This window comes from Nocardioides sp. YIM 152588, from assembly GCF_040191335.1.
Lineage (GTDB): Bacteria > Actinomycetota > Actinomycetes > Propionibacteriales > Nocardioidaceae > Nocardioides.
This window is the reverse complement of sequence record NZ_JBEGDJ010000067.1, coordinates 1-20920: the sequence shown is the minus strand read 5'-3', so window position 1 is coordinate 20920 and position 20920 is coordinate 1. Positions and strand designations below refer to the sequence as shown.

At 74.3% G+C, this 20920-nt stretch carries 19 protein-coding genes and 1 pseudogene; 12 read left to right on the top strand and 8 right to left on the bottom strand.

Features of this window, described 5'->3' with window-relative positions; translation table 11 throughout:
- Positions 1 to 201: hypothetical protein (locus tag ABLM29_RS20300; RefSeq protein WP_349716395.1), on the top strand; the 201-nt coding region annotated here is incomplete at its 5' end.
- A gap of 122 nt (positions 202 to 323) precedes the next feature.
- Here the strand turns inward: ABLM29_RS20300 and ABLM29_RS20295 are convergent.
- Together ABLM29_RS20295 and ABLM29_RS20290 are read right to left on the bottom strand one after the other, a co-directional pair.
- Positions 324 to 1514, bottom strand: a complete 1191-nt coding sequence (locus ABLM29_RS20295) for an acyl-CoA dehydrogenase family protein (protein ID WP_349716394.1) — start codon at positions 1512 to 1514, stop codon at positions 324 to 326.
- A gap of 46 nt (positions 1515 to 1560) precedes the next feature.
- Entirely contained in the window at positions 1561 to 2442 is an 882-nt protein-coding gene (locus ABLM29_RS20290) for an oxygenase MpaB family protein (protein WP_349716392.1), read from the bottom strand.
- A gap of 71 nt (positions 2443 to 2513) precedes the next feature.
- On the opposite strand from ABLM29_RS20290, the gene ABLM29_RS20285 reads away from it, so the two are divergent.
- From ABLM29_RS20285 to ABLM29_RS20275, 3 genes are all read left to right on the top strand, one after another.
- Positions 2514 to 3137 carry a TetR/AcrR family transcriptional regulator gene (locus ABLM29_RS20285; protein ID WP_349716390.1) on the top strand — a complete coding sequence of 208 codons (624 nt, stop codon included), beginning with the start codon at positions 2514 to 2516 and terminating at the stop codon, positions 3135 to 3137.
- Positions 3138 to 3336: 199 nt separating this feature from the next.
- The gene (locus ABLM29_RS20280; RefSeq protein ID WP_349716388.1) at positions 3337 to 3876 is read left to right on the top strand and encodes a PAS domain-containing protein; all 540 of its coding nucleotides are present in this window, start codon (positions 3337 to 3339) and stop codon (positions 3874 to 3876) included.
- A complete protein-coding gene (locus ABLM29_RS20275) occupies positions 3873 to 4859 on the top strand; it encodes a methyl-accepting chemotaxis protein (protein ID WP_349716386.1) in 987 nt (328 codons plus the stop codon). The genes ABLM29_RS20280 and ABLM29_RS20275 overlap by 4 nt, the downstream gene beginning before the upstream one ends.
- On the opposite strand, the gene ABLM29_RS20270 is transcribed toward ABLM29_RS20275, so the two are convergent.
- The 4 genes and pseudogenes from ABLM29_RS20270 to ABLM29_RS20255 all read right to left on the bottom strand — a co-directional run bounded on the left by ABLM29_RS20270 (position 4856) and on the right by ABLM29_RS20255 (position 7384).
- Complete coding sequence (locus tag ABLM29_RS20270) at positions 4856 to 5347, bottom strand: 5'-3' exonuclease H3TH domain-containing protein (RefSeq protein ID WP_349716396.1); 492 nt, start codon at positions 5345 to 5347, stop codon at positions 4856 to 4858. The two genes, ABLM29_RS20275 and ABLM29_RS20270, sit on opposite strands and share 4 nt — an antisense overlap.
- 51 nt (positions 5348 to 5398) lie before the next feature.
- Positions 5399 to 5833 (bottom strand): annotated as a pseudogene (locus tag ABLM29_RS20265) (PIN domain-containing protein); the annotation flags it as partial.
- 31 nt (positions 5834 to 5864) lie between these two features.
- Entirely contained in the window at positions 5865 to 6260 is a 396-nt protein-coding gene (locus ABLM29_RS20260; RefSeq protein WP_349716384.1) for a hypothetical protein, read from the bottom strand.
- Between the two features lie 122 nt (positions 6261 to 6382).
- Complete coding sequence (locus ABLM29_RS20255) at positions 6383 to 7384, bottom strand: aldo/keto reductase (protein ID WP_349716382.1); 1002 nt, start codon at positions 7382 to 7384, stop codon at positions 6383 to 6385.
- Positions 7385 to 7512: 128 nt separating this feature from the next.
- Here ABLM29_RS20255 and ABLM29_RS20250 point away from each other — a divergent pair, with 128 nt between their 5' ends.
- Positions 7513 to 7686 carry a CsbD family protein gene (locus tag ABLM29_RS20250; protein WP_349716381.1) on the top strand — a complete coding sequence of 58 codons (174 nt, stop codon included), beginning with the start codon at positions 7513 to 7515 and terminating at the stop codon, positions 7684 to 7686.
- A 78-nt stretch (positions 7687 to 7764) separates the two neighbouring features.
- On the opposite strand, the gene ABLM29_RS20245 is transcribed toward ABLM29_RS20250, so the two are convergent.
- On the bottom strand, positions 7765 to 8247 hold the full coding sequence (locus ABLM29_RS20245) for a hypothetical protein (RefSeq protein ID WP_349716379.1): 483 nt from the start codon (positions 8245 to 8247) through the stop codon (positions 7765 to 7767).
- 78 nt (positions 8248 to 8325) lie between these two features.
- On the opposite strand from ABLM29_RS20245, the gene ABLM29_RS20240 reads away from it, so the two are divergent.
- A complete protein-coding gene (locus ABLM29_RS20240; RefSeq protein ID WP_349716377.1) occupies positions 8326 to 8661 on the top strand; it encodes a DUF4031 domain-containing protein in 336 nt (111 codons plus the stop codon).
- A 19-nt stretch (positions 8662 to 8680) separates the two neighbouring features.
- On the opposite strand, the gene ABLM29_RS20235 is transcribed toward ABLM29_RS20240, so the two are convergent.
- Positions 8681 to 10213, bottom strand: coding sequence for an acyl-CoA carboxylase subunit beta (locus ABLM29_RS20235; RefSeq protein WP_349716375.1), 1533 nt, complete (start codon positions 10211 to 10213; stop codon positions 8681 to 8683).
- Positions 10214 to 10361: 148 nt separating this feature from the next.
- Between ABLM29_RS20235 and ABLM29_RS20230 the strand changes: the two genes are divergently transcribed.
- The 6 genes from ABLM29_RS20230 to ABLM29_RS20205 all read left to right on the top strand — a co-directional run bounded on the left by ABLM29_RS20230 (position 10362) and on the right by ABLM29_RS20205 (position 20763).
- Positions 10362 to 11366: a beta-ketoacyl-ACP synthase 3 gene (locus ABLM29_RS20230; protein ID WP_349716373.1), complete on the top strand. Its 1005-nt coding sequence runs from the start codon at positions 10362 to 10364 to the stop codon at positions 11364 to 11366.
- Between the two features lie 66 nt (positions 11367 to 11432).
- Positions 11433 to 11885, top strand: coding sequence for a hypothetical protein (locus tag ABLM29_RS20225; protein WP_349716371.1), 453 nt, complete (start codon positions 11433 to 11435; stop codon positions 11883 to 11885).
- A 97-nt stretch (positions 11886 to 11982) separates the two neighbouring features.
- A complete protein-coding gene (locus ABLM29_RS20220) occupies positions 11983 to 13482 on the top strand; it encodes a DUF3375 domain-containing protein (RefSeq protein ID WP_349716369.1) in 1500 nt (499 codons plus the stop codon).
- Positions 13479 to 14252, top strand: coding sequence for a DUF4194 domain-containing protein (locus tag ABLM29_RS20215; RefSeq protein WP_349716367.1), 774 nt, complete (start codon positions 13479 to 13481; stop codon positions 14250 to 14252). The genes ABLM29_RS20220 and ABLM29_RS20215 overlap by 4 nt, the downstream gene beginning before the upstream one ends.
- Complete coding sequence (locus ABLM29_RS20210; protein ID WP_349716365.1) at positions 14249 to 17782, top strand: ATP-binding protein; 3534 nt, start codon at positions 14249 to 14251, stop codon at positions 17780 to 17782. Before ABLM29_RS20215 ends, ABLM29_RS20210 begins: the two co-directional genes overlap by 4 nt.
- A 224-nt stretch (positions 17783 to 18006) precedes the next feature.
- Positions 18007 to 20763, top strand: coding sequence for a DUF3376 domain-containing protein (locus tag ABLM29_RS20205; protein ID WP_349716363.1), 2757 nt, complete (start codon positions 18007 to 18009; stop codon positions 20761 to 20763).
- Positions 20764 to 20920: the final 157 nt, after the last annotated feature.

The window sequence follows — 20920 nt, the reverse complement described above, 5'->3', positions numbered from 1 at the left end:
CGCGACGGCCTCGTGGGTGCCCGGGTGCAGCGGGGGGACGCGGAGCACGGCCCCCGCGGGGTGGTGGGTGGTCACGGCGCCAAGCCGGCCGCGCGCGACGGCCAGTCCGCGAACCGCAACGGGCGCTCGCGGCGCCGTGGTGGCGGTCAGGGTGGCGGTCAGGGTGGCGCCCGTACCGGCGGCGCGGGCCGCTCGAACTGACGTCGCGTCCGTCACACGCGTCACACCGGACAGGCACTTCGGTTGCCTGACAGGCGTTGCACTGGCTGTCAAGCGCCTGAATCACCGGTCGACCGGTGATTCAGGCGCCGGTGCGCCGCCCCTCAATAGCTCTTCGGCAACCCCAGCATCTGCGTCCCGATGTGCGCGAGGACCAGCTCCTCGGCGACCGGGATGTTCTTCGCGATCCGGGCGTCGCGGAAGATCCGCTCGACGGGGTACTCCTTCGAGTACGCCATCCCGCCGAGGGTCTGGAAGGCCTGGTTGGCCGCCTCCCAGCCGACCTGCGCGCCGGTGAGCTTGGCGACGTTGGCCTCGTTGCCGCACGGGCGGCCCTGGTCGAAGAGCCAGGCGGCCTTGTAGGTCATCAGCCGGCCGAGCTCGGCCTTCGCCTTGAGCTGGGCCAGCGGGAACTGGAGTCCCTGGTTGGCGCCGATCGGGCGACCGAACACCTCGCGCTCGCGGGCGTAGTCGCTGGCGATCCGCAACGCGGCGTCGGCGGTGCCGACGCCGCCGGAGGCGGCGAGGATGCGCTCGGGGTTGAGCACGTCCCAGAGGACCGCGAACCCGGCGTCGACCTCCCCGATCACGTTGGCCGCGGGTACCCGTACGTCGTCGAGGAAGACCTGCGAGGAGTGCAGGATGTTGCTGCCCATCTTCGGGATCGGGTTGTAGGAGAGGGTGCCGTCGGCCAGCGCCTGCTTCACGTCGACCAGGAAGAGCGTGAAGCCGGCGGTGCGGGGGAGTCCGCGCTCCTTCGTCTCCGCCGCCGGGATGGTGCGGGTCACCGCGACCATCCAGTCGGCGTTCTCCACGTTGGAGATCCACACCTTCTGGCCCTTGATCACGAACTCGTCGCCGTCGCGCCGGGCGGCGGTCTTGATCTCGATCGCGTTGGACCCCGCGTCGGGCTCGGTCAGCGCCAGGCAGAACTGGATCGTGCCGTCGGCGAGGCCGGGAAGGATCCGCTGCTTCTGCTCGTCCGTGCCGTGCCGGGTCAGGGTCATCGCCCCGAACCCCGGGGTCGTCACGTAGAAGAACGTGCCGGCGACGCCGCCGGAGGCGCAGAGCGTCATGTTGGCCACGGCCAGCTCGAGCAGGCCCTGCCCGCCGCCGCCGTACTCCTCGGGGACGCAGAGCCCGAACCAGCCGCCCCGACCGAGGTCGTCGAAGATCTCCTGGGGGAAGCGGTGCTCCTCCTCGCACCGGGACCAGTACGCGTGGTCGTACTTCGCGGCGACGGCGGCCACGCCCTCGCGGACGGCGAGGGCGGACTCGGGGAGGTCGAAGTCCATCGGTGGTGCTCCTGGCGTGCTCGTGGTGCGGATGGGGACGGTCTGCTCAGAGGACGGGGCGGCCGAGGCGGCGCCGGATCCGGAAGTCGAGCAGGTAGTAGTTGAACGGGAAGTTCCGGACCGCCCGGGGGAGGGCGTCCTCGATCCTGCCGAGCAGCCGCATCAGGCGGTCGAAGCGGCGCTGCTGGCGGTCGTTCCACGGCAGGCTCATCGCCTCGCGGAAGACGGGCGGCAGGAAGCCGGTGGTGACGAAGACGAAGAACGGGCCGAGGACGTGGAAGGGGCGCGGGAAGTTCTTGAACTGGACCAGGTGCAGCAGGTGCGCCGCGACGGGCGCGTCGATCCGCACCTCGGCCAGGGACTCCTCCCAGTACGCCGCGAACGCCGCCCGGTCCGCGGGCCAGTCGGCGGCCGTCATCTGCAGCGACGTGCCGAACCGTGCGCCGTGCGCGTACAGGGCGTCAGCCTCGGCCTCGGGCAGGTGGCCGTGCATCTTCTCGATCAGGTCGACCGTGCCGTAGTAGAGGCAGGCCGCGACCCACTTCTGCAGCCGGGGGTCCATCGCCCGGTACTCCACCGGCTCGTCGGCGCGGGAGTAGACCTGCGCATGCGCCCCGTTGATCTCCTTGCGGAACGCGGCACGCTCCTCGTCGGTGCCGAGCATCGACACCGCGAGGTAGGTGAAGGTGGTGCGACCGCGCTTGAACGGGCGCTTCGCCGCGTTGCCACTGTCGACGCGGCTGTTCATCACGCCGTACCCGACGCCCGGCCTGGCCAGCTGCATGACGACGTTGGCGGGCCCGGCGAGGTGGGCCCCGAGGCCGGAGAGGCGGTCGCGCAGGTCGAAGCCGGCGGGCACCGGGACGTCGCGCGCCTTGCGCGCCGCGGTGGCGTCGGCCTCGCAGGTGGCGTCGGCGGTGGCGGTCACGGTGGTCCTCTCGCGGCGGTCGATCCCAGGCTATGCCCTTGTTGGCACTCTGCCAATAGTAGGGTCGAGCCATGACCACCGCCGCCGAACCGGACGATCTCGCCGAATCCGCCAGGTCGCGCCGTCGCCTCGCCCCGGACGAGCGCCGCGAGCAGCTGCTGGTCGCCGCCGAGCGGCTCTTCGCCCGGCGGCCGTACGCCGAGGTCTCCACCACCGAGATCGCGCGCGAGGCGGGCGTGGCGCGGGGGCTGCTGAACCACTACTTCGGCGACAAGCGGGCGCTCTACCTGGAGGTCGTGCGTCGCGCCTCGCTGCTGCCCGAGTTCGGGGAGGTGCCGCTGGCGATCGGCGAGATGACGGAGCGCGTCGACGTCGCCGTGCGGTGGTTCCTCGGCCTGATCACCCCGGAGCGCGCCAGCTACCTGACCGTGCGCGCCGCGGAGGGGGTCGGCGAGGACGGGGACGTGCTGGCGATCCTCGACGAGGCGAGCGACCTGGCGGCCGGCCGGGTGCTGGAGATGGTCGGCGGCGACCCCGCCGATCCCGCGGCGCGGGCCGTGGTCCGGGCCTACGGCGAGCTGGCCCGAGGCGCCGTCCGGGAGTGGACGCGCGGCGCGCTCACCCGCGAGCAGGCGCACCTGCTGCTACGCGAGGCGCTGCTGACGATCGTGCGCGAGGTGCTGCCCGGCCTGTGAGCGACGCCGGTGCTGCACCGCCCGCGCGGACGTGACCAAGGTCTCGCCGGGATACCGTCCCGATCGCACCCGCTTTCCTGCGGTCGGTGGCGCCCGTGCCGATGGGGACCCGCGGCGGCACGGATGACGAGCTCCGTGTTTGCTCCCGCCGGGACCCGGCGGTGAGCGGAACGACCGACGGAGTGGGGAGTGGACAGCGGTGAGTCGACCCGCGGTGCGGCCGACCGGAGTCGAGCGCACGTTCGGCCAGGACGAGGTGATCGTCACCAAGACGGACCGGGCGGGGCGGATGACCTATGTCAACGACGTCTTCTGCCGGGTCTCGGTCTACCCCGAGACCGAGATGCTCGGGCAGCCGCACAACATGATCCGGCACCCCGACATGCCCCGTGCGGTCTTCAAGCTGCTCTGGGACACGGTCGGTGCCGGCAGCGAGATCTTCGCCTTCGTGGTCAACCTTGCCGCCGACGGCGCGCACTACTGGGTGCTCGCCCACGTGACGCCGACGCTCGACGCGCGCGGGGCCGTCGTCGGCTACCACTCCAACCGCCGGGTGCCGGGCCGTGAGGCCGTGGCCGCCGTGGAGGAGCTCTACCGCGAGCTGTGCGCGGTCGAGGCGCGAGCCGGGAGCGCGAACGAGGCGGCCGCCGCGGGGTACGACGCGCTGCTGGCGCGGCTGGATCAGGCCGGTCAGACCTACGACGAGTTCGTCTGGTCGCTGATCGGGGAGGCGGCATGAGGGGCGCGCGCGAGCGGATCGCGGCTCTGGAGGCCGAGGTGGCGGCGCACCGTACCGCGGTGGCCGCGCTCGTCGACACGTTCGACCGGGCGGCCCGCGGTGACCTCGAGGCACGCGTGCCGCTGGTCGACGAGGCCGCCGGGGAGGCGGACCTCGTCCGGCTGAGGTCGTCGGCCAACCTGCTGCTGGACCGCACCGACGCCTTCGTCCGCGAGTCCACGGCGTCACTGGAGTCGGCCAGCGAGGGGCGCTTCCACCGGCGCTTCCTGCTCGGCGGGACCGCGGGCGCGTTCCGGTGCGGCGCGAACTCCATCAACGACGCCCGGCTCGCGATGGCCGACGGCGAGCGGCGGGTCCGTGCCGCCGAGGACGCGCGGCTGGCGCTGGCCGACCGGCTGGAGGAGACCGTCCTGCACGTCGCCGAGCAGATGGCGGCCGCCTCCGTCGAGCTCTCCGCGACCGCGCTCCACCTCACCGAGTCCACCGCCGGAACGGTGGCGCGCACGGAGGGCACGGGCACCACCGTCGCCGCGCTGGAGGAGTCCTCCAGCGAGATTCAGGACGTCGTCGCGACCATCGCCCAGATCGCCGCGGCCACCAAGCTGCTCGCCCTCAACGCCAGCATCGAGGCGGCCCGCGCCGGCGAGTCCGGACGCGGGTTCGCCGTCGTCGCCAACGAGGTGAAGTCGCTGGCCGAGAGCGTGGCCAGCTCCGCCGAGACCATCGACGGCCAGATCGCCGCCACCCAGGCCGCCGCCGCGCAGTCGGGGGAGGACCTGCGCGGCGTCGCGGACGCGCTGCGGGAGATGGCGCCGCAGGCCGAGGCGATCCGGGTGGCGGTCGACGGGACCGACGGCCACGACGCGGCCGACTGGGCCTCGCTCGGTGCCGGGGTCGGCGCGAGCTACCAGGGTCTGGCGCAGCTGGCCGAGCGGCTGCGGGTCGAGGTCGGGGAGTTCCTGGCGCTGATGCGCCAGGCCTAGGAACCCTGGGGGCCGCCCGCGCCGCCCGCCGACGCCGGCGGCTCGGTCAGCACCCGCAGCGCGAGCTGCCGGGTCTCCTCCATGTTCAGGTGCGCCACCACCCGGGAGACCCGCGGCGGGTCCAGGGGGAGCAGCCCGGGGGTGCCGGGGACGTCGGGCGAGATCCCCAGGTCGAGGTCCTCCCGGCCGGCCATGATGGCGACGTTGAAGTCGAAGCGCTCGCGCGCCCCCGGCGCGGCCAGCCGCCGCACGACCGAGGGGCCCGTGCGCCGGCCGCCCCGCTCGGTGCTCCAGGAGTCGATGGCCGCCGCGACGTTCGCCCCGCCGGCATGCTCGAGGTCCGCCCAGACCGCGGCCATCGGGCCGGCGGCCTCCAGCAGCGCCGCCGCCGACTTCTCGCCGATCCCGCTGACGCCCGGCAGGTTGTCGCTGGCGTCGCCGCGCAGTGCGGCGTACTCCAGGTAGTGCTCGGCCGCGACGCCGTACATCGTGCGCAGCCGTGCGGGGGTGAGCAGCGGGGAGGCGTTGATGCCGCCGTTGATCAGCCGCAGCACCTGGGTGTCCTCGCTGATGTGTGCGAACGAGTCGCGGTCGGAGGTGATGATCACGCACTCCCACCCGTGCCGGCTGGCCCACGCAGCCGCGGAGGCGTTGACGTCGTCGGCCTCCAGGCCGGGTGGGGTGACGGTGGCCAGGCCCAGCGCGTCCAGGAGCGCCCCCGCGCGCTCCAGCTGCTCGATCAGGGCCGGGTCCTTCGGGGCCCGACCGGCCTTGTAGTCCGGGTAGAACGACTCGCGCTCCGACGACCGCCGGTCGTCCAGGCCGAAGACCACGGCGTCGGGCTGGAACCGGTCGATCGCCTCCAGGATCTGGCGCAGCATCCCGTGCAGCGCCCACGCCGGCCGGCCGGAGCGGTCCAGCAGGCCCGACTCGGCGCGGGCGTGGTGGTTGCGGTGCAGCAGCGAGGGCGCGTCGACCGCGAGGAGGAGCTTCTTGCCGACGGCCCTAGTCCTTGTCCTCGCGGGCGGCCTCGATGCCGGCCTTCACCAGCAGGAAGGGCAGCACGAGCGTGGCGACGGCGGTCACCAGCCAGACGATCACCGTGGCGGCGATCCAGGTGGCCAGGCCCGAGATCTCCAGGCTGTCGTTGATCAGCGACGCCACGATCAGCGCGATCAGGGTGGCCAGGAGGGCGGTGCCACCGAGGAACGCCGAGGCGTTCTTGGCCGCCATCTTGGTGATGAACGGAAGGATCACGGCCTGGATGACCGCGTAGACGCCGACCACCACCAGGAAGCCGGTGGGCTGCAGGTCCATGTCGGGCAGGACCACCGCCGCCACCAGGATGCCGACGGCCGCGGAGGCCACGAAGACGATGACTCTCCAGATCAGACGAACCATGATCGCTCCTGGGGGACGGCGCCGGGGCGCGTGGCGCGGTGGTGGGGTGCCTCATTCCTACCAGTCCCGCGCGGCGGTTGTCGTGACCCGGTCCGCGGGCTCGCCGACCCGGTCCGCGCCGGTCACTCCCGGCCGGCGGAGACCCAGGTCGGGTCGAACGACCGGTGGCCCCGGACCCGGCCGGCGAGCGCGTCGAGGCGGCCCACCTGCTCCTCGGTCAGCTCGACCTCCACGGCCCCGAGGTTGTCGGTGACGTGCTCGGGGAAGCGGGTGCCCGGGATCGGCACGACCGGCAGGCCGAGGGCGCGGCCCTTCGCGTAGAGCCAGGCGAGCGCCAGCCGGGCCGGGGTGGTACCGGCGTCGGCGGCGACGCTCAGCACCTCCTCCAGCACCGGCTGGTTCTCGGCGAGCCGGTCCTCGGCGAACCGCGGGAACGCCGGCCGGGAGTCGCCCTCGGTCAATGCGGCGCGGTCGAACGTGCCGGTCAGCCACTTGCGGCCCACCGGGGCGTACGGCACGAAGCCGATGCCCAGCTCGACGGCGGCCGACACCACGTGGGCCTCGACGTCGCGGCTGATCAGGCTCCACTCCGACTGCACCGCGGCGATCGGGTGCACGGACGCAGCACGGCGCAGCTCCTCGCCGGTCGCCTCGGAGATGCCCAGGTGCAGCACCTTGCCCTCCTGGACGAGCTCTGCCATGGCCCCGACGGTCTCCTCGATCGGCACCTCGGGGTCGACCCGGTGCTGGTAGTAGAGGTCGACGCGGTCGGTGCCCAACCGGCGCAGGCTGGTCTCGATCTGTTCCCGCACGTAGGCCCGGTCGCCGCGCACCTTCCGCTGGCCGACCCCGCCCCCGGTGACGATCCCGGACTTCGTCGCCACCTGGACCTCGTCGCGCCGGGTCGCCAGCAGGCGGGAGATCGTGAGCTCGCTGCGCCCGCCGCCGTACACGTGGGCGGTGTCGATGAAGGTCACGCCGGCGTCGACGGCGTGGGTCAGCGTCCGCAGCGCGTCCTCGTCGCTGACCGGCCCGTAGACGTCGGTCAGCGACATCGCGCCGTAGCCCTGGAGAGAGGTGCGCAGGCCGTCGCCCAGCTCGACGGGCGGCTCGATCGTGGTCATGGCGCGAGGTTAGCGGCGCGCGCGCCGGGGTTTGGGTGCCCTGCTGGCGGGAACGTTCCCTATCGACCGGACGATCACCGACGACCGTCCTCGGTCACCGTCGAACACCACGAGAAGGGAGACGGCACATGTCCCTCGCAGACAAGGCCAAGAACACCGCGGAGAACCTCGCCGGCAAGGCGAAGGAGGCGGCCGGTCAGGCCAAGGGCGACAAGGACCTCGAGACCGAGGGCCAGGTCGACCAGTCCAAGGCCTCCCTCAAGGAGGCGGGGGAGAACGTGAAGGACGCGTTCAAGGGCTGACTCTCGCCCGACCGCATCACGCGACACGACGCCTGCCGGGGCCCCGGCAGGCGTCGTCGTGTGTGGGGCGGGAACGCGTCAGATCGGCAGCGCGTCGTGGGCGCTCTCGGTGGCCGAACCGACCTTCTTCGCGGCCTTCTTCGCGGCGCGGCGGGTGCCGTTGAAGATGCCCTGCAGCGCCAGGGTGGTGCCGGCGCCGAGCAGCCAGACATCCTTGGCGATCGGGGTGCCCGCCTCGGTCGGCTTGAGCGAGCCGGGCTGGCGCAGCCCGGGTGCCTGCAGGTAGAGCCCGAGCATGCTGCCGCCGAACGCGGCCAGAGCCGTCCCGGCCACCGCCGAGGGGACCTTGGGGAGGAGCAGTGCGCCGCCGAGGGCGATCTCGCCGTACGCGAGCGCCTTGACGAACGTCGTGGGCTTCATGCCCTGGACGGCCGGGTACGCCGTGGACGCGAACCCGTGCAACTGCGCGGCGGTCTCCTCGTCGGCGCTGAGCTTGCCCAGGCCCGAGTTGAGGATGAACGCGCCCGTCGCGGCGCGGAGCGGTGCGTGGGTGAGGTTCATACCAGTGAGCCTATGCCGGTCGGCGGACCCTCAAACCTCGTTGGGCGGGGCAGGGTCGTCCGGTCTAGGGTGCGTCGGATGGCCATCCTGATCGACCCGCCCCAGGTGCCCTGGCGCGGGCGGCTGTGGTCGCACCTGGCCTCGGACGACTCCTACGACGAGCTGCACGCCTTCGCGGCGGCGCTCGGGGTGCCGCCGCGCGCCTTCGACGGGGACCACTACGACGTCCCGGCCGAGGCGTTCGAGGCGGCGGTCGCGGCGGGCGCGGAGGTGGTCCGCAGTCGCGACCTCGTGCGGCGGCTGACCGCGGCCGGCCTTCGTCGGCGCAAGCGCGCGGTGGTGGTGGAGACCGTGGCGATCGACGTGGAGGTCGAGGTGGAGGTCGAGGTCCGGGTGGACCGCGACGGCGCCTGACGTCGCCGGGCCGGGCCGGTCAGCCGCGGGCCGCACGCAGCGTGGCCGCGACCACGTCCGCCGTCTCCGCCGGGTCGATCACGTCGTCGATCTCGAAGACCCGCGCCACGTTGAGCGCGTGGGCGTGCCTGCGCATCGCGGCGGTGTGCTCGGCGACGGCGGCCTCGCGCTCGTCCTCCGGCATCGCGGCGAGCTCCTTGGCCATCGAGAGCCGGACCGCGCCCTCCAGGCCCATCGGCCCGAGGTGGGCGCCCGGCCACGCCACCGTCAGCAGCGGGCGGTGCGTGCTGCCGCCGAGCATCGCCTGGGCGCCCAGGCCGTAGCCGCGGCGCAGCACGACGCCGACGAGGGGGACGGTGAGCCGGGATCCGGCGGTCACCATCCGCGAGGAGTGCCGGACCAGGCCGGTCCGCTCGGCCTCCGGCCCGACCATGAAGCCGGGGGTGTCGACGAGCGAGACGACCGGCACCCGCCACCGCTCGCAGAGCTCGAGGAGGTCGGCGGCCTTCGCCGAGGCGTCCGAGGTGAGCGCGCCGGCCAGGTGGGTGGACTGGTTGGCGACGACGCCGACCGCGATGCCGTGGACCCGGCCGAAGGCCGTCACCAGCTCCGGTGCCCAGCCCTCGCGCAGCCAGGTGACGCTCCCTTCGTCGCACAGCGCCTCGACCACGGGCCGCACGTCGAACGCCTCCCGGTCGTTGTCCGGCAGCATCGTGCGCAGCGCCTCCGGGTCCCCGCCGTCGGCCCCACCGTCGAGCACCGGCCGGCCGGTGTAGGCGAGCAGCCGACGTACCACGGCGACGGCCTCGTCCTCGTCCTCGACGACGACGTCGAGGACGCCGTTGGCGGCCTGCTCCTCGACCGGCCCGATCTCCTCCGGCGCGAACTGACCGAGGCCGCCGCCCGCGATCATCGCGGGACCGGCCATGCCGAGGTTCGCGTCGGGCGTGGCGACCCGGAGGTCGGCGCTCCCGGCCAGGACGGCGTTGCCGGCGAAGCAGCGTCCGGAGACGATCGCGATCCGTGGTGCGGCGCCCTGGAGCTCCCCCCAGAGCGCGAAGGAGCCGACGTCCAGGGCCGAGACCAGGGGCATGTCGACGTCGCCCGGCCGACCGCCGCCGCCCTCGGTGAAGAAGACGATGGGCAGCCCCATCCGGCCGGCGACCTCGATCAGCCGGTCGGACTTGCGGTGCCCCCGCATGCCCTGGGTGCCGGCCATCACCAGGTAGTCGTAGGACAGGACGGCGCACGGTACGCCGTCGACGGTGGCCGTGCCGCCGATGATCCCGTCGGCCGGGGTCTCGGTGACCAGGTCGGCGAGGTGCCGCCGGCGCTCCTGCGCCGCCGTGACGAACCGCCCGTACTCGACGAAGGAGCCGGCGTCGACGAGGTCCGCGATGTTCTCCCGGGCGGTGCGTCGGCCCGCGGCGTGCCACCGCGCGACCTTGTCGGGGCGGGCCTCGTCGGTGGTGAGGAAGCGGCGGGCGAGGAGCTCGGTCAGGCCCTCGGCGGGCAGGTCGGTCGGGCCCTCGGCAGGCGTGGCGTCGGTCACGCGCGCCATCATCCACCACCTCGGAGGCCCCCGTGCCGAACGCCCGCGACGGGATCGCCGCGACCTCCGGACCCGGCCCGGCGGCGGCCGCCGTAGCCTGGGGGGAGTCCGGCGTCACCGGCGACGCCGCCGTACGTCAGGAGTCACCATGCCGAAGATCAGCCAGCGCACCGGGGCGGCGGCCACCGCGATGCTCGGGTTGGGGACCTATCGGCCGCACCGGGTGGTCTCCAACGACGAGCTCTGCGAGGTGCTCGACTCCAACGACGAGTGGATCCAGTCGCGCACCGGCATCCAGCGCCGCCGCTTCGCCGGCGACGACGAGACGCTGGTCGACATGGCCACCGCGGCGGCCGAGGGCGCGCTGAAGGCGGCCGGCGTGACCGCCGGCCAGCTCGGCACCGTGATCCTGGCGACCTCCTCGCACGCCCAGCACACCCCGCACGCGGCACCCCTGGTCGCGGACCGGATCGGCTCGAAGGCCGCCTCGTTCGACGTGGGCGCGGGCTGTGCGGGGTTCTGTCACGCGCTCTCCGTGGCCTCGGACCTGGTCCGCGGCGGCACCGCCGAGTACGTGCTGGTCATCGGCGTGGAGAAGATCAGCCAGTTCATCGACCCGACCGACCGGTCGACCGCGATGATCTTCGCCGACGGCGCGGGCGCGGTCGTGGTCGGCGCCGCCGAGGAGGCCGGCATCGGTCCGGTCGCCTGGGGCTCCGACGGCAGCCAGAGCCACGTGATCGGCCAGTCCCCGGGATGCCGCGAGGTCGACGCCGAGCACAAGCCGGTGGTGCACATGCAGGGCCAGGCGGTGTTCCGCTGGGCGCCGTTCGCCATGGCCGACGTCGCGCGCGAGGCCGTCGCGAACGCGGGGCTGGAGATGTCGGACCTCGACGCCTTCGTCCCGCACCAGGCGAACATGCGGATCACCGACACGCTGGTCCGCAACCTCAAGCTGCCCGCCGGCATCCCGGTGGCCCGGGACATCGCCGACTCCGGCAACACCTCCGCGGCGTCCGTCCCGCTGGCGATCGAGCGGATGATCCGCGACGGCGAGGCGTCGGTCGGCGACACCGCGCTGCTGATCGCGTTCGGCGCGGGCCTCAGCTTCGCCTCCCAGGTGGTGACCCTGCCGCCGGTCGTCGAGGCCTGATCCCACCGCGAGCGCCGGTTCGGTGCGCCGCGAGTGCCGGTTCGGCGGGTGCGATAGCGTTCGAACATGCGTTCGTCCGCGGATCCGGGTGAGCAGGGCTGCCTGCCCTTCGACCTGCCGACCGACGCGCCCAGGGACGCGCCGACGGACCTGCCGACGGCGTCGCGGACCGGTACGCCGGCGGGCGGGCTCCTGCGGCACTGGCTGGCCACGGACGCGCTGGCGTCGCGGGGCTGGCCGGCCGGCACGGAGCTGCTCGTCGACCCCGCCCGGCGCCCGCGGCGCGGGGAGGTGGCGCTCGCCCGGCACGGCGACCGGGAGGTGGTCGGGGTGTTCGGGCTGGAGCTCGGGCGGACCGCGCTGCGCCACGACCGCGGCTCCGTCTGGCTCACCTCGGCGGCCCAGGTGGTCGGGGTGGTGGTGATGGCGGGGCCGCCCCTGGCCGGCCTTCCGGCGACCCTCGTGCCGACCCTGCGCCCGGCCCCGCCGCCGACACGCGGTCCCGGCGCGACGCGCTGACGGGGGTGCGGCTCCCCGGCCCGTCGTACCGCTCTGAGACACTTTCCGACCGCAGGGAGGTTGCCGATAAGGGTGACGTGAGCAGAAGGCACGGTGGATGAGCGAGATCGCGGCGGAGCTGGCGCGCGTCGAGGACGCCTTCGCCCAGCCGACCCTCACCCTGCTCCACCAGCGGCAGGCGCCGGTGGTGATCACCGTCTTCCGGGCCGCCTTCGGGCGCAACAACACCCCGATCCCGACCGCGCGGCTGCACACCCAGGTCGAGGAGCACCTGGCGCAGATGCGCGCCGCCGGGCGCGAGGTGCCCACCGGCAGCGGCCGCGACCTGTGCCAGCGCTGGATGCGCGGGCAGTGGCTGGTGCGGTCGCTGGACCCGCTCGGCAACGAGGTCTACACCCTCACCTCCCACGCCCAGCAGGCGCTGGAGCTGGTGAAGAACCTGACCCGCGACCGGGCCACGCTCAGCGAGCACCGGATCGCGACGATCCTCGGCACGGTGCGCCGGTTCAACGCCGAGGCGAACCCGGACCGCACGGCGCGGGTGACGATCCTCAACGACGAGATCGCGCGGCTGAGGGCCGAGCGCGACCGGCTCGTCGACGGCGCCGAGATGGTGGGCGCGACCCAGGACTACATGTCCGAGGGCTTCACCGAGCTGCTGTCGCTGATCTCGGCGCTGCCCAGCGACTTCGCCCGGGTGGAGGAGAGGTTCGCCCAGATCCGCGGCGAGATCCTCTCCGCGTTCCGTGCCGAGGACCGGCCGGCGGGTGAGGTGATCGACGAGTACCTGCGCCGGGCCGACGCGCTGATGACCGCGACCCACGAGGGCCGGGCGTTCGAGGGCGCCTTCGCGCTGCTCCGCGACGACGGCCTGGTCACCCGGCTCCGCGAGGACCTGACCGACCTCCTCGAGCACCCCCTCTCGGACGGGATCCTGGGCGAGGCCGAGCGCGCCGAACTGCGCGGCACGGTCAAGCTGGTCCGCGACGGCCTGGACCGGGTGCTCACCCAGCGCTCGCGGGTCACCGCGACGCTCAAGGAGTACATCGTCTCCCACGACGCGGCGCGCGACCGGGAGCTGGAGCAGACCCTGCGGCAGGTCGAGTCCGAGCTGATGACCTGGATGGCGACGACCGGGCCGCGGGCCACGCACGACGTACCGCTGCTGCCGTCGCGCGCGGGGGTCGAGCACTTCCGCGAGCGGTTCTACGACCCGGCCGACGACGTGCTGCCGGACCGGATCACGCCCAACGTGGCCGAGGAGGCGCCCCGCCTCTCGCTGGAGGCGCTCAAGGCGCAGGGCGGCCCGCAGCTGGGGCCGCTGCGCGAACGGCTGGAGTCGGCGCTGGCCGACCTGCTGCCGGCCGGCAGCCTCGGCGAGCTCTTCGAGACCCTCGAGCCGGAGCTGCGGCGCCCGGTGGAGATCCTCGGCCTGCTGCACCTGGCCGCCGGGCGGGGCTGGGAGGCGGAGCGCACCACGGAGTCGTTCACCGCCCACCGCGCCGACGGGTCGCGGCGCACCTTCGCCGTGCCGCGGCTGCCGCTGCCCGACCCCGACCTTCCCGACCGTGACCTGGAGAGCGAGACCCGAGCATGAGCGCCGAGATCGACCTGACCGAGGACGCCCCGGTCGTGGACGAGGTCGTGGACGAGGTCGTGGACGACCTGATCGACGAGCGCTCGGTCTCGCTGTGGGAGGGCGACGAGGGCGGGCTGGAGTACGGCCAGCGCCACGCCCTGGTGACGCTGCTCAAGCAGCGCTTCATCAGCGGCCGCACCCACCCGCGCGACTGGCGGGTGCTGGTGGAGAACGAGCGGGTGATCCGCGGCCGCCTCAACGACCTCTTCCTCGACCTGCAGATCGACCGCGAGCGCGAGGTCGCCTGGAAGCGCCAGGCCTCCTCCGAGACCGGCAGCCGCTTCCCGACCCTGCTGTACGACGCCGCCTGGTCGCGCGAGGAGACGCTGGTGCTGGTGCACCTGCGCGACCGGCTCCGGGCCGGGCTGGCCGGCGGCGACGCCCGGGTCTTCATCGACCGCGACGACATCGTCGACCACGTCGCGAGCTTCCGGCCGCCGCACGCCACCGACGCCTCCGGCGACGAGAAGCGGGCCCGCAACGCGGTGCTCAGCGTGGTCAAGGCCGGGCTGCTGATCCCGGCCGGCGCCGACGACCGCTTCGAGATCAGCGAGGCGGTCGAGCCGCTGCTGCCGCTCGAGCTGCTGGCCGAGCTGCTGGCCGCGCTGCAGCGCGCCAACGGCACCGCGCCGACCGGCGAGGACGAGGCCGACACGGAGCTGTTCGACGACGCGACGGAGGGTGGCGCGACCGGCGAGCGGGCCGCGACCCAGGAGGAGCCCGCATGAGCATCGACCAGACCGACGACCGGACCGGTGCTCGCGCCGGCGAGGGGGTCGACGAGGCGGCCGAGGGGTTCGTCGACGACGGCTCCCTGGAGGGCCTCTTCGACCGCCGCGAGGTGGCGCTGCCCGAGGACGGCACCGTCCAGTGGCGCGCCGCCCTGCTCCAGCTCGTCAACTGGGGCGGCTTCGGCGGGCTGACCACGGTCCCGCTGCGCGGCGACGCGATCATGATGTCCGGCGCCTCCGGCGTGGGTAAGTCGACGGTGCTCGACGCCTACACGGCGCTGATGATGACCTCGGACACGAAGTTCAACGGCGCCTCCAACGACGCCGTCGCCGGCCGGGCCCGCAGCGCCGGGCAGCGCAACCTGCTCTCCTACCTGCGGGGCGCGGTCGACGTGATCGACGACCCGCGGACCGGCCGCCCGGTGGAGCAGCTGCTGCGCGGCAAGGGCGCCGACACCTGGGGCGCCGTCGCCATGACCTTCGTCAACGACCAGGGCGGGCGCTTCACGGCGCTGCGCACCTACTACGTGCCGCGCCGTGCGACCCGCTCCGGCGAGGTCCAGATGCAGCTGGCCACCCACGAGGGCGCGCTCGCGCTGGACACGCTCGAGGTCGCCGTGCCCGAGCGGTTCCACGCCAACACCCTCAAGAAGCTCTACCCGGGCATCCGGGTGCACCGCACCTACGCCGAGTTCGCCGCGGTCCTGCACGCCCGGCTCGGCATCGGCTCGGGCGGCGACGGCGCCAAGGCGCTGCGCCTGCTGGCCCGGATCCAGGCCGGCAACCAGGTGCGCAGCGTCGACGAGCTCTACAAGGACATGGTGCTGGAACGGCCGGCGACGTACGCCGCCGCCGACCGCGCCATCGAGCACTTCGACGACCTCGACGCGGCGTACGCGGCGATGCGGACCGAGGAGGCCAAGCTCGAGGTCCTCGGCCCGATCACCGACCTGCACGCGCGCCGGGTGGCGGCGCTGGGCCGCCGCGCCGACCTCGACGCGTTCGGGGTGACCCGGGCGGGCGACACCCCGCTGCGGCGGTGGCTGCTGCAGACCCACCTGCGGCTGCTGGAGACCGCGGTCGCCGACAACCGGACCGAGCGCACCGCGACGGCCGACGCGCTGGCCAGCACCGCCGGCGCCGAGACCACGCTGCTGGCCGACCTGGAGGCGGCGAAGGCCGCCCACCGCGACGCCGGCGGCTCCACGCTGCAGTCGCTGGGGCTCTCGGTCGAGCAGGAGCGGGTGGTCCGCGAGGACCGGCTCGGCCGCCGCGAGCAGCTGCAGGAGCGGCTGCTGCCGCTGCTCGAGCTCGACGGTGGCGAGGGGGCCGACGGCCTCGACGTCGACGACGCGCTGGCCTCGGCGGACTCCTTCGCCGCGCTCCAGCAGCACGCGCGCCGCTGGCTGACCGGCTGGGAGCGGACCCACGCCCGGCTCAAGGAGCAGCGCGACGGGGTGCGCGACCGGCGCTACCCGATCAACCAGCGCCAGTCGGAGCTGCGCGGCGAGCGGGACTCGCTGGAGAGCCGCGCCGGGCGGGTGCCCGCGCGGCTGCACGAGCTGCGCGCCGAGGTGGCCCGCGCGAGCGGCCTCGCGGTCGAGGAGCTGCCCTTCGTCGCCGAGCTGATCGACGTCGCGCCCGAGGAGGCGCGCTGGCGGACCGCGGTGGAGACGGTGCTGGGCGGGTCCGCGCGGCAGATGCTGGTCCCGCTCGACCGCTTCGAGGCCTTCTCGGCGGCGATCGACGGCCTGCGGCTGCGCGGCCGGCTGACCTTCGAGGGCGCCGAGCTGGACCTGCCCGACCTCGGCCCGGCCGACCCCGAGCGGATCGCGGGCAAGCTCCTATTCCAGGACTCGCCGTTCTCCGGCTGGGTGCAGGCGCACGTCGCCGAGCCGGCCCGGAACGCGCTGTGCGTGGAGAGCGCCGACGGCCTGGCCGGCGACGGCTTCCGCGTCACGCTGGCCGGCCAGACCCGCAACGGCCGCCGCGGCGCCTACGGCCGCAACGACGCCCGCAGCATCATCGGCTTCTCCAACGCCGACGCGCTCGCCGAGATCGACCACGAGCTCGGACAGCTCTCCGACGAGCTCGACGAGCTGGACGGCGAGGTCGCCGAGCTGGACCGCCAGGTCCGCGTCATGGAGCAGCGGCGGACGGCGTACGACGCCGTGGTCGCCGCCCGCTTCGACGACCTCGACGTGGAGGGCTGCGACCGGCGGATCGCCGACCTGGAGCGCCGCCGCGGCGAGATCCTCGGCTCCGACGACGGCCTGCAGGTGCTGCAGGGCCAGATCGACCAGCTCGGCGCCGACCTGGAGGCGGCACGGGAGGGCCGGTACCGGCTGGAGCAGCGGCAGCGCGACCTCAACGCCGCGCACGCGGAGCTGGTCGACTCCGAGGACCTCGTCAAGGACCGGCTGGACGCCATGGACCGCGCCGGCGACCTGGTGCTGACCGAGGAGCAGGACGCCGCGCTGGCCGCCGAGTTCGCGGCCGCGGCCGCGCCGGCCGACCCCGAGGAGCTGGACCGGTTCGCCGAGAACGCCCAGCGGCTCGACGCCCGGCTGCGCGACGCCGTCGGCGACCTGGAGGCCGAGGCGCGCCGCGTCGAGGACGAGCTGGCCGCGATCTTCCGCGTCTACAAGGTGCAGTGGGACTCGCCGAACCTGGGCGCGACCGCCGACTCCTACCCGGACTACGCCCGGATCCTGGAGGAGATCCGCGGCACCGGCCTGGCCGAGCGGCGCTCGGAGTGGCGGCGCCGGCTGACCGAGTGGAGCGGGCAGGACCTGGTGCCGCTGCTCGGCGCGATGGCCTCCTCAGTCGAGGAGATCGAGGACCGCCTGGAGCCGATCAACGCGATCCTGCGCAGGCTGGAGTTCGGCGGGGCGGGCGACCGGCTGCGCATCCGGCTGCGGCGTCTCTCGCCGGCGCACGTGCAGGTCTTCATGAAGGACCTGCGCGCCCTGGCCTCCGCGCCCGCCGAGGAGCTCGACGAGGCCGGCCTGGAGCGGCGCTTCGACCAGCTGAGCCGGTTCATGAACCAGCTGCGCCGCGGCGATGCCGGCGACGGGCTGAGCGACCGGGACCGGCTGCTCGACGTGCGCCGGCACGTGGAGATCAGCGCGGAGCGCTACGACCACCTCTCCGGCGAGCTGCGGGCGACCTACCGCACCCTGGGGGAGAAGAGCGGCGGCGAGAGCCAGGAGCTGGTCGCCTTCATCGTCGGCTCCGCGCTGCGGTTCCGGCTGGGCGACGAGATGCGCTCGCGGCCCCGGTTCGCGCCGGTCTTCCTCGACGAGGGCTTCGTCAAGGCCGACTCGGACTTCGCCGGCCGTGCGGTGCAGGCGTGGAAGGGGCTCGGCTTCCAGCTGATCATCGGCGTCCCGCTGGACAAGGTGACCGGCCTGGAGCCGCACATGGACGAGCTGCTCGCGATCACCAAGGACCCGGCGACGCACCGGTCGTGGATCACGCCGATCCGGGACCTGGCGGGGGCGTCGGAATCACCGGTCGATCGGTGATTCGGTCGCCTGACGGGCGTTGCAACGCCCGTCAAGCAACCGAAGTGCCTGTCCGCCGTGACACCTGGGGCACGCGGTACGACGGGCGCCCGGCGCCACGTCCCCGCTCCTGACCCGCCGGTCGGCGCCGCGGCGCAGCGATCGGGGCGCCCGCGCCTCTCGACGTGGCGCCCGAACCCCGCTAGGACGGTGTGCAGCAGATCACACCGACCGAGGGGTGCGGGATGGCCGAGCACGAGGTCCGGCTGGCGCTGGTGCTGAACGGCGGGCTCAGCCTCGCCGTGTGGATGGGCGGGGTGACCCACGAGATCGACCTCGCGCGTCGCGCGTGCCGGGACACCGGCGACGTCAAGGAGCACGACCGGGAGGTCGCCGAGCGCTGGTGGCGGCTGATGCGGCCGCCGGGGCGGGACCGCCTCGCGCTGGTGGTCGACGTCATCGCGGGCACCAGCGCGGGCGGCGTCAACGGCACCATGCTGGCCAGCGCCATCGCGCACGGCGGCACCCTCGACCCGGAGGTCGACCCCGCGATGTTCGCGCCCTCGGTGCCCCGGCCGGGGCCGTGGCTGCGCGAGGTCTGGTGCAACCTGGGCACGCTGCGCCGCGGCCGCCTGATCCCCGAGGACGTCACCGCCGACACCGGCTCGATCCTCGACGGCGGCTTCTTCCTCGACCAGGGCGAGGCGATCATGGCGACGCTGGCGGATGCCGCGGGGGAGCGTCCGGCCGACCCCGACCGGCCCGCCCCGACCTACCCGGTCGATCCGCCCGAGCCCCCGCCCGTCACCCTCTTCACCACCGCGTCCGGACTCGGCCCCCAGGGGTTCCGGGCGACCGATGCGGCGGGCCAGGAGTTCGAGGTCTCCGACCACCGCTTCCTCTACCGGCTCACCACCGACCTGCCCTGGCGCTACGACCCGGCCACGCTCACCTTCGAGCCGCCCACCGACCGGATCGCCCAGTTCGACGACTCCTACCGGCTGGCGTTGGCCGCGCGGGCGTCGGCGGCCTTCCCCGGCGCTTTCGCACCCGTCAGCGAGGGTGACGCGCTCAACCGCGTCCGCCCGCCGCGGGAGCGCCCGGCCGCCGCCACCGAGCGGCCGTCCTGGCTGATCGACGGCGGCGTGCTCGACAACGCCCCGTTCGGTCCGGTGCTCTCGACCCTGTCGCGCACCGCGGTCTCGGGGCGGGTGACGCGCTTCCTGGCCTACGTCGTGCCCAGCGCCGGCGTGGGCTCCCGCCGCGCTCCCGAGCAGATCGCCGCGACCGCCGCGCGCCCCACCTGGCCGAGCGCGCTGGCCTCGGCGCTCCAGTACCCGCGCGAGACCGACTTCCGCGGCGACATCGAGGACCTCGAGCGGCTCCGGGTCGAGGCGGACTCGGCGTGGTCGGACAGCCAGTACCTCTACGAGCGCGCCATCGCGGACCCGGCCGCCCGGGCGCGGTTGCGCATCGCCGCCGAGCAGCTGCTGCCGGCGTACACCCGGGGGCGCGCTGCCGGCGGGGTGTGGGAGGCGATCATCGCCACCGCCGCCGGTCGGGTCACCCTGCTGGACCGCGACGCCCAGGCCCCGATGCGCGCGGTCGAGGAGATCCTCGCGCTCGACCCGCTCTGGACGCCGGCCGTCGACGCCCCGGTCGAGCTCTTCCCCGAGCCCGCCGCGGACGGCGACCCGGTCTGGCCGTGGGGGCTGGGTCCGGCCGAGCGCGTGCTCCGCACCGTCGTCCGCAGCCTGCGCCAGCAGCTCGAGGGGGACCGGGCCGCCGACACCGCGCGGACGGTCGAGATGGAGGGCGCCCTCAGCCTGCTCACCGAGGCGGTACGGCGGATCTTCTGGCTGCGCCGCGAGGTCGGCGCCCGCCTCATCGAGGCGTTCCCGCTCCCGGAGGCCGGGCCGCCCCAGGCGACGCCGGTCGAGGTGGCACGCCGGATCAACGAGATCTACACCGAGCTGCGGGTCCCCGAGGCGCTCGGCCGCCAGCTGGCCGAGGTCCGCGCCGGCCTGGGCGACGGCGCGACCCGGCTCGAGGCGGCCCTGGCGGTGGAGGTGGTCTCCCGGTGCACCTCCTCCCGCACGCCCGACCAGCGCAGCGTGCCGTTCTCCTTCGTCCGGCTCGGCCCCGACGTCGCCCTCCCGGTCCTGCCCGAGGACGCCCAGGAGGTGGCCGCGGAGCTCGGTGACCGGATCCTGTTCGGCACGCAGGTGCACCACTTCGGGGCGTTCGGCGCCGAGCACATGCGGCGCTGGGACTGGCTGCTCGGCCGGCTGCACGCCGTGGCCCACCTCGGCGCGCTGCTGGCCACCGCCGGCGCGCTGCCGGAGGACGCTGCGCCCGCGTGGATCCGGGAGATGCAGGCCGAGGTCGTCGCCGCCGAGGGGTGGACGGTGGAGGCGGTGGCGGCGCAGGTCCGTGCCCTCGCCGCCGAGTACGGCGAGCGCTCCCTGGGGTACGGCGCGGCGCGGATGATCGACGCGATGAACGCCACCGACCACGAGGACGGCCGGCACCCCGACCAGTACGCGACGCGGCAGACGGGGGAGCGGATCCTGGCCATCGCGCCCAGCATCGGCACCCAGCCGGGCCGCTGGCTGCAGGCCGTCCTCGGGTTGGAGGAGCGCCCCGACGTGACCCGGCCGGAGCGCGGGGCCCGCTGGTTCGGGACGCCGGTCCGCGAGGCGGCGTGGGCGCGGCTGACCGGCCGGACGACGGCCCCGGACCCGCCCCGCGGGGTGATCGCCGGCCTGCTGACCCCGGTGCCGTGGACGCTGGCGCTGCTGGTCGGGGTGGCGCTGGTCGCCGGCGCCGCGCTGGTCGTGGACTCCCGGCCGTGGTTCGGCGTGGCGGCGGCCGTGCTGGGCGGGGTCGTCCTCGCCGTCGGGGCCCTCGGTGCCGCGCTGGCGTGGTGGGTCGACGGGGTGCGGGCGCGGCTCGGCCGGGCCTTCCGCGCGTCGATGGCGCGCTGGCTGCCCGACGACTAGGAGCTGGGAGCCGGTGCGGGGTCGTGTGCCTCAGCCATCGCAACAAGGGGTTGTGGAGGCTCAGGACATCGCGGACACATTGAGTCTCACGACATCGCGGACACCTGACCGGTTCACGACCCGTCCAGCGCGCACGATGCGCAGGGTGGATCGTGGC